Origin of the sequence: Bradyrhizobium sp. 930_D9_N1_4, from assembly GCF_052076015.1 — a bacterium.
GTDB lineage: Bacteria > Pseudomonadota > Alphaproteobacteria > Rhizobiales > Xanthobacteraceae > Bradyrhizobium.
In genome coordinates this window covers 2,738,739-2,750,306 of sequence record NZ_CP197236.1, presented here as the reverse complement: position 1 = coordinate 2,750,306, position 11,568 = coordinate 2,738,739, and the positions used below count along the sequence as shown (strand labels likewise).

At 65.7% G+C, this 11,568-nt stretch carries 9 protein-coding genes; 1 reads left to right on the top strand and 8 read right to left on the bottom strand.

The features are described 5' to 3' along the window. Both AB7532_RS12600 and hydA read right to left on the bottom strand, forming a co-directional pair. Nucleotides 1-975 carry an NAD-dependent epimerase/dehydratase family protein gene (locus AB7532_RS12600; RefSeq protein ID WP_441235105.1) on the bottom strand — a complete coding sequence of 325 codons (975 nt, stop codon included), beginning with the start codon at nucleotides 973-975 and terminating at the stop codon, nucleotides 1-3. A gap of 16 nt (nucleotides 976-991) precedes the next feature. After that, on the bottom strand, nucleotides 992-2,461 hold the full coding sequence (hydA, locus tag AB7532_RS12595; RefSeq protein WP_441235104.1) for a dihydropyrimidinase: 1,470 nt from the start codon (nucleotides 2,459-2,461) through the stop codon (nucleotides 992-994). Nucleotides 2,462-2,517: 56 nt separating this feature from the next. Here hydA and AB7532_RS12590 point away from each other — a divergent pair, with 56 nt between their 5' ends. After that, nucleotides 2,518-3,180: an aspartate/glutamate racemase family protein gene (locus AB7532_RS12590; RefSeq protein ID WP_441235103.1), complete on the top strand. Its 663-nt coding sequence runs from the start codon at nucleotides 2,518-2,520 to the stop codon at nucleotides 3,178-3,180. Here AB7532_RS12590 and AB7532_RS12585 read toward each other — a convergent pair. From AB7532_RS12585 to AB7532_RS12560, 6 genes are all read right to left on the bottom strand, one after another. Then, complete coding sequence (locus tag AB7532_RS12585; protein ID WP_441235102.1) at nucleotides 3,177-3,836, bottom strand: flavin reductase family protein; 660 nt, start codon at nucleotides 3,834-3,836, stop codon at nucleotides 3,177-3,179. The two genes, AB7532_RS12590 and AB7532_RS12585, sit on opposite strands and share 4 nt — an antisense overlap. Nucleotides 3,837-3,841: 5 nt before the next feature. Then, entirely contained in the window at nucleotides 3,842-4,774 is a 933-nt protein-coding gene (locus AB7532_RS12580; protein ID WP_441235101.1) for an N-carbamoyl-D-amino-acid hydrolase, read from the bottom strand. Between the two features lie 106 nt (nucleotides 4,775-4,880). After that, on the bottom strand, nucleotides 4,881-6,563 hold the full coding sequence (locus tag AB7532_RS12575; protein ID WP_441235100.1) for a long-chain-fatty-acid--CoA ligase: 1,683 nt from the start codon (nucleotides 6,561-6,563) through the stop codon (nucleotides 4,881-4,883). Beyond that, nucleotides 6,560-7,855 carry an aminotransferase class III-fold pyridoxal phosphate-dependent enzyme gene (locus AB7532_RS12570; protein ID WP_441235099.1) on the bottom strand — a complete coding sequence of 432 codons (1,296 nt, stop codon included), beginning with the start codon at nucleotides 7,853-7,855 and terminating at the stop codon, nucleotides 6,560-6,562. The genes AB7532_RS12575 and AB7532_RS12570 overlap by 4 nt, the downstream gene beginning before the upstream one ends. Nucleotides 7,856-7,865: 10 nt before the next feature. After that, nucleotides 7,866-9,446 carry a hydantoinase B/oxoprolinase family protein gene (locus tag AB7532_RS12565; RefSeq protein ID WP_441235098.1) on the bottom strand — a complete coding sequence of 527 codons (1,581 nt, stop codon included), beginning with the start codon at nucleotides 9,444-9,446 and terminating at the stop codon, nucleotides 7,866-7,868. Next, nucleotides 9,443-11,452, bottom strand: coding sequence for a hydantoinase/oxoprolinase family protein (locus AB7532_RS12560; RefSeq protein ID WP_441235097.1), 2,010 nt, complete (start codon nucleotides 11,450-11,452; stop codon nucleotides 9,443-9,445). The genes AB7532_RS12565 and AB7532_RS12560 overlap by 4 nt, the downstream gene beginning before the upstream one ends. Between the last annotated feature and the right edge of the window lie 116 nt (nucleotides 11,453-11,568).

Sequence of the window (11,568 nt, the reverse complement as noted above, 5' to 3'; positions counted from 1 at the left end):
TCAGATCCAATCCTTGTGCTGCGTCAGCCAAGCGCTCATCGCGGCGGCAGACTCGGCGCAGCCGAATCGCGCACGCCAGCCGAATTCGTCGGCCATCCGCGCCACCGACAACGGCGCGCGATAGGGCCCGTGCAGCTTGATGGCGGTCTTCTCTCCGGGCGCCGCGAGCCGACACTCCAGGCCGGGACGCAACGCCGCAAACGCCTCACCCCACTGCAAGGCGGGCCATGCCGCGCCGTTGGAAATGTTGTACAGCCGGTGACGTGGACGCTCGGCTTCGACCAGAATAGCGACAGCTTCGGCCGCGTCTGGCGCGTAAGTCCAGTCTCGCATCCCCGGCTCCGGCATGATCGCCGGCTCACCGCGCGCGAATGCGGCCAGGATCTGGTACTGGAGGCTCGGCGTATCGCGCACTGAACCGGGGCGCTCCCACGGCCCGAACACCGCAGTCAACCGCACGCTCAGGAAATCGCCGCTAAAGAGCTCGGCGTGACGCGCGACCGAGCGCTCCGAGGTGAACTTGCTGATGGCGTAGAACGAGACGGGATCGCAAGGCGTGTCCTCGTCCAGAATGTCGACCCGCCCACCGGACGCGCCGTAGGCCGAGGCCGACGACAGATTGACGACGCGCCGAACACCATGCCGGATCGCCGCGAGCAGGATCGGGATCTGCGCCATCACGTTGATTTCGAGAACGCGCGCGGTCGAGGCCCGTTCGAGTTCCTCGCCTGCGGTGACGGCCGCGCCGAGCACGATCGCATCGCAGCCACTGGCGATGAGCGCGTCGATGGTGTCTTCGTCGGTGATGTCACCCTGCACGGCTTTGAGCCGTGCGCCGTAGTCGGCCAGAGATCGCCGCGCGGATGACGGCAACTCGGCGCGGTCATACAGCGTCACCTCGTGCCCGCGCGCCAGCAGCACCTCCGCAACGTTGAGGCCGACAAAGCCGGTGCCGCCGAAGATGACGATCTTCATCGCGCGCGATCCAACGTCACAGTAGCTTCGCTCCGAAATTCCGTTCCGGATCCATGTCGGCAACGAGCCGGCCGGTGGGCTTTGCCGCCTCGCCGCCGCCGCGCGCGAGGAATTTTCCGCTGCCGGCGCTCGCGAGACACTTGTCGCCGTCGATGATGACGCGGCCGCGCGACAGCACCGACACCGGCCAGCCCTTCAGTTTACGGCCGGCAAACGGCGTGTAGCCGGCGAGGTCGTGCATCATCTCGTCGGCGATCACGGTCTCGCGGTCAGGATCCCAGATCGCGATATCGGCGTCGGCACCGACCGCGATCGATCCCTTGCGCGGATGCAGATTGTAGATCTTTGCCGGCGCCGTCGACGTCAGCTCGACGAATTTTTCCAGGCCCAGCCGCCCCTTCGACACCATCGCATCGAACAGCAGCGGCAGCCGCAGCTCCAGTCCCGGCAGGCCATTCGCGACCTGCTTGAAATTCGGATTGGGACCGGCGCGCAGCTTGCCGGTCTCGTCGTAGCGATACGGCGCGTGGTCCGACGAGATGGTCTGGAGATCGCCGAGCGACAGCGCCTGCCACAGCGCCTCCTGATCGGAATGCGTCCGCGGCGGCGGGCTGCACATCCACTTCGCGCCTTCCGCGCCCGGCTTGTCGAGATCATCAGCCGTGAGGAACAGATATTGCGGGCAGGTCTCGGCAAAAACCTTCAGCCCCTGTCCGCGCGCGTCGCGGATGACTTTTGCGCCTTCGGCGGTCGAGACATGGAAGATCATGATCGGCTGGTCGATCAGCGCCGCCATGCCGATCAGCCGCGTGAAGGCCTCCGCTTCGGAAACCCGGGCGTGACTGACGGCATGGTACTTCGGCATCGTGTAGCCGCGCGCGAGCAGGCGCTTCACCATCCAGGCGATGATGCCGTGATTTTCGGCATGGGCGCACAGCATCGCGCCCGACTGGCGCGCGGCGAGCAGGATATCGAGCAGCGGCTCGTCGTCGACCTTGAGCCGGTCGTAGGTCATGAAGATCTTGATCGAGCCATGCCCTTGCTTCACCAGCGCGGGAATATGCTCCTCGACCGTCTCCTTGGTCGCATCCGCGATGATCATGTGAAAGGCGTAGTCGATCACCGCGCCCTTCTTCGCCAGCGCGTGATAATCCTCAACCACCTGCGGCAGCTTCATGCCGACATGCTGGGCCGCGAACGGGATCACGGTGGTGGTGCCGCCGAAAGCGGCAGAGACCGTCGCGCTTTCAAAAGTGTCGGCGTTCATGATGCCGGCAGCGGACAACTGCTCGATATGGGCGTGGCTGTCGACGCCGCCGGGCAGCACCAGCTTGCCGCGCGCATCGATCTCGCGTTTGGCCGGCGGAAGGCCGCGGCCGATGGCCGCGATGGTCTCGCCGGAGATCGCGACATCGGCCTCGAACACATCAGTGGTGGTAGCGACGCGACCGCCGCGAATGATCAAGTCGTAAACTGGTTCAGTCATGAGGCACTCCATGATATGCCTGAGCTCAACGATCGCCCTTTTGCAGGAAGACCATCATGTCCCGGCCGCGCATTCTCGTCATCAATCCGAACTCCAACCCCGCGGTCACGCAGGGGCTGGAGGAAGCTCTGAAGCCGCTCGGCTTCGAGGGCGGCCCGGAACTGGTCTGCCAGTCGCTCGCCGAGGGTCCGTTCGGCATTGAAAGCCAGGCCGATGTCGACGGCGTCGCGATACCGCTGCGAAAACTGGTCGAAGGCGACAACAGCTCGGCCGCCTTCGTGATCGCCTGCTACAGCGATCCCGGGCTTCAGGTATGTCGCGAAGGCACCGACCGTCCCGTGTTCGGCATTGCCGAGTGCGGCGTGCTGACCGCGCTCGCACGCGCCGAGACCTTCGGCGTCATCGCGATCGCGCAACGCTCGATCCCGCGTCACATGCGCTATCTCAGGCAGATGGGACTGACCGACCGCCTTGCCGGCGAGCGTCCCCTCAACATGAGCGTTGCGGAAACCGCGTCCGGCGAAGGCACGCTGGCGAAGATGATCGAGATCGGCCGCGCACTGCGCGACGAGGACGGCGCGCGCGCCATCGTCATGGGCTGCGCCGGCATGGCGCGGCATCGCCGTCCGCTCGAAGACGCGCTCGGAATTGCCGTGATCGACCCGACACAGGCGGCCGTCACCATGGCGCTGGGTACGGTGCAGTTCTCGGCTCACTAGGCGTCCTTCAGCTCTTGGGTATCCTGCCGCGCGCGCCATTGCGCATGGCTCTCGCGCGACAGGGCAAACGTGTCCCGCTGCGTCGTGTAGAGATTGCCGAACATGCGGCCGATCGGCCGGTAGGCATCGAGATCGACATACATGTTGGCCTCGTCGACCAGGCCCTCGCGGGCGTGAACCCTGAGCACCTCACCAACCAGCAATTCGCGATCGGGCGAAAAATTCAGCACGATCTGGCGGCGGCATTCGAGCGCGAAAGGTGCCGCGGCAAGGCGCGGCACCTTCACGTCGACAGAGGGAAGCGTCGCAAGCCCCGTCGCCGCGACCTCGCTGTCTCCGGACGGAAAATCGACCGCGCAGTCGTTCATTGCGCCCGACAGCGCCTCGTCCACCATGTGCACCACGAACTCACCGTCGCGATGGATGTTGCGGGTGGTGTCCTTCGGCGAGTGATCCGGCTTGTGCTGGAGCCCCAGCACGATCAGCGCGGGACTTTCGGAGAACACGTTGAAGAAGCTGAACGGCGCGGCATTGACCGCGCCGTTCTCGTCCAGCGTCGTCACCAGTGCGATCGGCCGCGGCACCACCACGCCGCAGAGCAGCTTGTAGCGATCGCGCGGATCGAGCTCCCTTAGGGATATGCCTTTGTCCGCCATCGGCGTCACTTCTCCGGCGGCGGCACCGCGCCGGTCTGGCTGGTGATCAGGCCGTAATGCTCGATGCGGCGATGCCGGGCGAAATCGAAGATCGTGGTCTTGCCGAAAATGGTGGCGTCGAGGTCGCAAGCGTGGACAAGAACCTCGTCATCCTCGGTCTTGGCCTCGGCGACGATCTCGCCGTTGGGATCGACGATCAGGCTGCCGCCGAACAGCGGATGGCCGTCCTCATTGCCGGCCTTGGCCACTGCAACCACCCAGGTCGCATTCTGGTAGGCGCCGGCCTGCACGGAGAGGCGGTTGTGGAACAGGCGCTTCTCGACGCCCTCCTCACCCTTCTCGGCATTCACCGATGGCGTGTTGTAGCCGATCAGCACCATCTCCACGCCCTGCAGTCCCATGACACGATAGGTCTCGGGCCAGCGGCGATCATTGCAGATGGCCATGCCGACGATGCCGCCGAGCTCACGCCAGACGTTGAAGCCGAGATCGCCCGGCTCGAAATAGCGCTTCTCCAGATGCTGGTGCGAGCGCTTGGTGTCGTATTCCACATGGCCCGGCAGATGGACCTTGCGATATTTGCCGACGATCTTGCCGGACTTGTCGGTGAGGATGGCGGTGTTGAAGTGATGGCCGTCGGGCGTCAGCTCGGCATAGCCGAAATTCATCGCCATCTGGTGCTGCGCCGCACGCTCGAACAGCGGCTTCGTTGCGGCGTTCGGCATCTCGCGCTCGAACCAGTTGTCGAATTCGGCCCGGTCCTCCGCATACCAGCGCGGGAAGAACGTCGTCAGCGCCAGCTCCGGATAGACGATCAGGTCGGCACCTTTGGCCTTGGCTTCGTCCATCAGCGCGATCATGCGCTTGACCACGGCCTCGCGGCTGTCGGCCTTCTGGATCGGGCCCATCTGGGCGGCGGCAACAGTGACGATACGCATCAGCAAATTCCTGATTGATGGGCGAGGCTGGGGGTTGCAGCTTCAAAGGCGTGTCGGCATGCGCAGCATAGCGCAGCCCTGCCTGGTTTTTCCACCCAAGCAGCTTTCATGCCGTCCGCCCCCATTCGGCATCCTGCAAAAGCCGCCAGTTGATCTTGTTGCTCGCGGTCCGCGGCAGCTCATCGACGAAGACGACGGCCCGGGGCGCCTTGTAGCTGGCCATCGCCTCGCGCGCCCAACTCACGATGTCGTCCGTCGAGGTGTTTGCACGCGCGGCGTCGTCCAGCACCACCAGCGCCTTGACAGTTTCGCCGCGGTAAGTATCCGGCGCAGAGACGATGCAGCATTCCCGGATGGCGCGGTTCTGGTACATCGCGGCCTCGACCTCGGCCGGCCACACCTTGAAGCCGCTGACATTGATCATCCGCTTCAGGCGGTCCACCGCAAAGAAATAGCCCTCGGCATCGCGATAGCCGAGATCGCCGGTGCGCAGGAACCGCTTTCCCGAGAGTTCGATGAAGGATTCCGCGTTGGCCTGTGGCCTGTTCCAATAGCCATGCAGCACTTGCGGCCCGTGCACGACGATCTCGCCTGTGACATTGTCGCCGAGTTCGGTCAGGCTCTCGGGATCGACGACCCGCGCATCGGTCTCGTGTACGGCAATGCCGAGGCACTGCCGCTTCGGCCCCGCCATCGGATTGATGTGCGTCGGCGACATCGTCTCGGTCATGCCGTAGCCCTCGACGAAATCGAGGCCGAAGCGGCCTTTCAGGCGCTCGGCCACCGCGGTCGGCATCGCCGCGCCGCCGCCGGTCAGCACTTTCAGCCTGGCAAAACAGCGATCGCGGAACCGGGCGCTGGCGAGGACGTCGACAATCATGGTCGGCGCCGCGTTCCAGAATGACACGCCGTAGGTTTCGAACAGATCCGGCAGCAGGTCTTTGTCCCAGCGCGCCATCAGCAGCAGCGTCGCACCCGCCACCATCGCCGCATTCATCGAGCCCTGCATGCCCGCCACGTGGAACAACGGCATGAAGCCGGTCATCACGTCGTCGGCGCCCATGCCATACCAGCGCGCCTGCAGGACGGCGGTGAACAACGCGCTGCGATGCGTATGCATGCAGGCCTTGGGTTTTCCTGTTGTCCCCGACGTGTAGGGCAGGATCATGAGATCGTCCGGGCCTGCGCTCATCGCATTTGGCTGCAAGCCCTGTGAGATCGCAGACGACCACGAATGCCAGCCCTGCGACGACGGCACGTTTGCCGGCGCCTCAGTCACGCATGACGGCAACGTATAGGGCGTGGCGGCGGGGACCTCGTCGCGATATTGCGCAACGATCGCATGGGCGAAGGGCCCGCCCACCAGCGGTGCAAAGACATCGCTCAGTTCGCTGCCGATGATGGCGACCCTGGCGCCGCTGTCTTCCACGAGATACGCGATCTCCGCGGTCTTGTTCATGGGATTGACCGGCACGATCACCGCGTCCGCCCGCATCACCGCGTAATAGGCGATGACATATTGCGGCGAGTTCTGAAGCGCGATCATGACGCGGTCGCCGCGCTTCACGCGGCAAGCGTTCTGCAGGAAGCCGGCCAGGGCATCGACCCGTGCACGCAGTTCTGCGTAGCTCAGGCTTGCGCCGTAAAACACCGTTGCCGGATGCGAGGGGCGATCACGTGCCGCACGCGCCAGCGCGTCATAAAGTGTCCCCTCCGGCATCGCGAGATGCCAGGGTTCGTCCACCGGCCAGGCCGGCGATCGCTGAGGCGTGGCGTGGTCTACGCTCACCCGTGCTCCGCGTCGGCAATATCGAGCCCGTGGTCGAGTGCATCGAGCAGCCACTCCGCCTCGTGCTCGGAGATCACCAGCGGCGGCGCGAGGAACAGCGAGGTCTGCTCGCCGCTGGTCCCGATCACCGCACCCGCCTCCAGCGCCCGCTCCGCGACGCGCGAAGCGATCGGCACCTCCGTCGTGTCGGCGTGCCAGTTGCGCCAATCCGGGCCGTGCAGCTCCACCGTCCAGTGCAGCCCCTGCCCCGCCACCCGCTGCACGCTCGGATGCTTTTGCGCGATCGAAAGCAGGCGGCGCGTGAACAGCTTTTCGAGGCTCTTCACGTGCTCGAGGATCTTCTCTTCGGAGACGACCTTCAGATAGGCGCTGACGGCCGCCATGCTGATCGGATGGCCGCGCAGCGTGCCGTAATTCTGCCAGCTCGAGCCCTTGAGCCGCTCAACAATGTCCTTCGACACCACGACCGCAGCGACCGCCGCCGCGCCGCCGCCGAGCGATTTTCCGAGCGTCACGATGTCGGGCCGGCTCGTCGCGCCCTGGAACGCGAACCAGCGTCCAGCACGGCCCGCGCCGGTGACCACCTCGTCCGCGATCCAGTACGAACCGGCCTGCCGCGCGCACTTCGCGACTTCGTCCTGATAGGCGCCGTCGTAATAGATGCCGCCCTGGGTATAATCGATGATCGTTGCGGCCGTGTCCGACAGCAATCGTGTGGCGTCGGCCAGATATTCGCTCGGCGGCGTATTGTTGGCCGGCGCGCCATAGATCGCACCATCGGGCGCCGGCAAAATCCGCACGGGCGTCATCGGCGCCGGCAGTTTTGAGCCGCCAGCGTGCACGGCGAGACCGCCGTGCCATTGCGGCTGCACCGTCATGCTGCGCGACAGACCGGTGATGCCATGATAGGCGCGCTCGCGCGTTGCCAGTGCCGGGCGTTGCGTCAGCGCCTGGCAGAGCGACAGCGCCATGTCGTTGGCTTCGCTGCCGCTGATGCAGAAGCGCACCGCGCCGACCCAATCGTCTTCGCCCCTAAACGCGGTCGCCATCAGATCGTCGGCGGCCTGCTCGCGGCCGACCCAGGTCCAGCCTTCGTTCACGACCGGCGTATCGGCCGCGCGGCGGATCGCTTCCACCATCGCAGGATGCCGATGGCCGAGGCCGCCGCCGGTGTTGCTGCCGTCGATGAGGCGGCGGCCGTCCGACAGGTGAAAATAGACGCCCTCGCCGCCGACCACGGCCATCGGCGCGGCCTCGCCCGCATTCAATCCGGTTCGCAACAATCTGCTCATCGCAATTCCCTCACCCTGCCGCCGCGGCGCCGTAACCGCCGCCGCCGCACATCTCGATCGTGACGAGATCGTCCTGCTGCAACACCAGGTTCGATTTGCCGTCGATCGCGACGTTCTCGCCCTGCCGGATCAGCGAGATTCGGCACGCCTTGCCGTCTTCGCCGCCCTGCATGCCGAACGGCGCAATCACCATGCGCTCGATGCAGGTGGTCAGATGCATCGAGGGCGCGAGGATGCGGTAGGTACGAACGGAGCCGTCACCACCACGGTGCGCCCCCGCGCCGCCGGAATTCCAGCGGATGGCCTGCTGCTCGAGCCGGATCGCGTAGCTCGCCTCAATCACCTCGACCGGCGTGTTCGACGTGTTGGACAGATGCACGCGCGTCGCCGACATGCCGGGGCGATCATGCCGCGCGCCTTCGCCGCCACCGTGAACCTCGTAGAGCATCTTCCAGGAGCCGTTTGGCCGCGGCTCGGCAAAGAACAGCACACCCGCGGTGGTGGCGCCGCCGGCCGACAAGCGCTCGGGAATGGTGTGCTGCATCGCGCGAAAAATCGCATCGACGATGCGCATGGAGGTCTCGTGATTGCCCGCAGCAACAGATGCGTTCCAGCCCGGCTCGAGGATCGATCCCGGGCGCGTGATGATGGTCAAAGGCCGTAGCGCACCCGCGTTCTGATGCATGTCGCGCCCGCTCATGATGCGCGCGGCATAGGCGACAGCCGAGCGCGCCATGAACGGCGTGGTGTTGCAGAAATTCGAGACGCGGTCGCAGCTTCCGGAGAGGTCGAAGGTGGCTTCGTCGCCGCGAATGGTGATCTTGACGTGGATGCGCGCGGGCGCATTGTTGACGCTGCCGTCGTCGAGATGATCCTCGCCCTCATAGACGCCGTCCGGCAAGGCTCGGATCGCCTCGCGCATCTCGATTTCGGAGAGGTCGTGCAGACGCGACTGTGTCGCCGTGAAGATCGCCTTGCCGTGCTCGCGGCAGAGTTCGACGATACGCTTCTCGCCGGCCTTGGTCGCTGCGATCTGGGCGAGCAGATCGCCCTCGCCGGACTCGGGATCACGGATGTTGGCCTTGAGCAGCTGCACGATCGGCATGTTGACGCCGGCCGAGGTTGCGATCAGCACCGGCGGAATCCGCATCGCCTCCTGGAAGGTGTCGATGGCTTTTGCAAAATAGCTGCCGGGCCAGGTGCCGCCGATGTCGGGCCAGTGCGCGAGGCTGACTGCGAACGCCACGATCTCGCCGTCGACGAACACGGGCCGCACGACCTTGACGTCGTTGAGGTGATTGCCGCCGAGCGCGCCGACATTGTAGATCACCACGTCGCCGTCGTTCAGGTTCTCGCGCGGCATCACCTTCAATAGCTCGGGGATGGTGTAGGCCATCGCGCCGAGATGGATCGGGATGTCCCGGCCCTGCCCAACCAGACCGCCATGCCCATCGGTGATCGCGGACGACAGATCGCCGGCCTCGCGCAGCAGCGGCGAGCGCGCCGAGCGCGTCATCACCAGACTCATCTCCTCGGCCGCAGCCGAAAGCCCGTGCCTGATGACCTCGACGACGAACGGATCGAGCTTCATGCCGCCCTCCGCGTCAGGAATAGATTGCCTGTGACGTCAGGTCTTGCTTGCCAGCCGGGCGGCACGACCACGGTGGACCACGCGTCTTCGATGATGGCGGGGCCGCTGACGATGTCGGTCAGTGAGGCGCGATCGATGATCGCCGTCTCGGTTTCATGCAGGCCATCGAACGAGCAGACGCGCTTGCCTGACGACACCGCCCTCACCGCCGTTGCCGGCCGGCTCACCACAATCGTCGACGGCCGCCGTGCCTGGACACGCACGGACTCGATCACGCAGGGCTCGCCGGTCGCATAGCCGAACAGCTCGTGGTGCCGCGCCAGGAAGTCCGTCTTGAGCCTGGCGGCATCCAGCGGAAGCGTGAAGGACACCGGAATGGCGTCGTTCTGCGCGGCATAACGCATCAGCGCGACCAGCTCGACCTGGATCTCGGCCTTCGCGACGCCGTTGGCAATCAACGGCGCCGAGGCATCCTCGATCAGCGTCGCGATCCGCTCCGAGACGCGGGCGATATCAATGCCGTCGAGGGCAGCGCGCAGAGTCTGCTGCTGGAGGAAACTGAAATCGGCCGTCAAACAGCCCAGCGCCGAGAACGCGCTCGACGCGCTGGGCACGACCACCGCCGCAATCCCGTAGAGATCGGCGAGGCCCGCGGCATGCATCGGGCCACCGCCGCCGAAAGCGAGCAGCGTGCAGTCACGCCCGTCGATGCCGCGCTCGACCGTGACGCGGCGAAGCGCGCGGGCCATGGTCGCGTTGGCGACCTTGATGATGCCGAGTGCGGTCTCGGTCAGGCTCAGGCCCAGCGACTGGGCAATCGGTTCGATCACGCGCTTCGCGCTTTCGATGTCGATCCCGATGCGGTCACCGAGCTTGGTTTCGGGATTGAGATAGCCGAGCACCGCATTGGCGTCGGTGATGGTCGGCTCGATGCCGCCGCGGCCGTAGCAAGATGGTCCCGGCTCGGAACCGGCGCTCTGGGGCCCGACCGTCAGGCCGCCGGGACCGTTGCGCACGATCGATCCGCCGCCCGCACCGATCGAATGAACCGCGAGCATCGGCTGGCGCAGCGGCTTGTCGCCTAGCATACGGCCGTCGGCCATTTCGGCCTGGCCATCGACGATCAGGCAGACGTCGGTCGTGGTGCCGCCCATGTCGAAGGTCAGCATGCGCGACGTGCCGAGCTGGCGCGCGATGCTGACGGAGGCCGAGACGCCGGCCGCCGGGCCCGACATTGCCATCACCAGCGGCCGCCGCTTCACGGCCGAGATCGGGATCATCGCGCCGGCGGAATGAAACACCTGCAGGCCCGGGCCGATCGGCAGCCGCTGCTCCAGCTCGCTGAGATATTCCACCGCAATCGGCATCGCGGCCGCGTTGAACACGGTTGCCGAGGTGCGCTCGTATTCGCGCGCCTCGGGATTGACCTCGTGCGACAGTGAAACGTGGGCGACGACGTCCTTTAGGCGCTCGCCGAGCATCTTTTCATGGATGGGATTGGCATAGGCGTGAAGCAGCGCGACCGCGACGCTCTGCACGCCGGTCTGCTTGAGCCAAGCCACGAGACGGTCGATCTCGGCTTCATCCAGCGCCTTCAGCACCCGCCCTTCGTGGTCGAGGCGCTCAGCGAGTCCAAAGCATCGCTCCGGCGGCACCAGCGGCGCCGATTTCGGCGGAATGTCGAGACGGTAGAGATCCCTACGGCGATAGCGCGCGATCTCCAGCACATCGGCAAATCCTTCCGTCGCGACCAGCGCCACCTTCGGCAGCCGGTTCTCGACGATGGCGTTGGTGACGCGCGTGGTGCCGTGGACGAAGCGCTTGACCTCGCTCTTGCGCAGGCCCACCGCTTCGATCGCCTCCAGCATCGCCTGCACCGGCGCGTCGGGGCGCGACGGCACTTTTGCGATCCGCGCCTCCGCGGAGTCGCGCCTGATGGCGATGATGTCGGTGAAGGTGCCACCGATATCGGTGCCGACTTCCCAGTGATGTTCGGAAGAACTCATGTGTGGGGTCAGTTACGGTTGACGTCCGGACCGGACGCCCGGTCGTTGCCGTGCATCGCAACGTCCAATGCCGAGCCGAGAGCAATCATCATCATCCCCTGTCATGCCATCGACTT

Bases quoted from the DNA above. Each gene is read 5' to 3' on its own strand.
- AB7532_RS12600 (WP_441235105.1), bottom strand. From the start codon at position 975: ATGAAGATCGTCATCTTCGGCGGCACCGGCTTTGTCGGCCTCAACGTT.
- hydA (WP_441235104.1), bottom strand. From the start codon at position 2,461: ATGACTGAACCAGTTTACGACTTGATCATTCGCGGCGGTCGCGTCGCT.
- AB7532_RS12590 (WP_441235103.1), top strand. From the start codon at position 2,518: ATGTCCCGGCCGCGCATTCTCGTCATCAATCCGAACTCCAACCCCGCG.
- AB7532_RS12585 (WP_441235102.1), bottom strand. From the start codon at position 3,836: ATGGCGGACAAAGGCATATCCCTAAGGGAGCTCGATCCGCGCGATCGC.
- AB7532_RS12580 (WP_441235101.1), bottom strand. From the start codon at position 4,774: ATGCGTATCGTCACTGTTGCCGCCGCCCAGATGGGCCCGATCCAGAAG.
- AB7532_RS12570 (WP_441235099.1), bottom strand. From the start codon at position 7,855: ATGAGCAGATTGTTGCGAACCGGATTGAATGCGGGCGAGGCCGCGCCG.
- AB7532_RS12565 (WP_441235098.1), bottom strand. From the start codon at position 9,446: ATGAAGCTCGATCCGTTCGTCGTCGAGGTCATCAGGCACGGGCTTTCG.
- AB7532_RS12560 (WP_441235097.1), bottom strand. From the start codon at position 11,452: ATGAGTTCTTCCGAACATCACTGGGAAGTCGGCACCGATATCGGTGGC.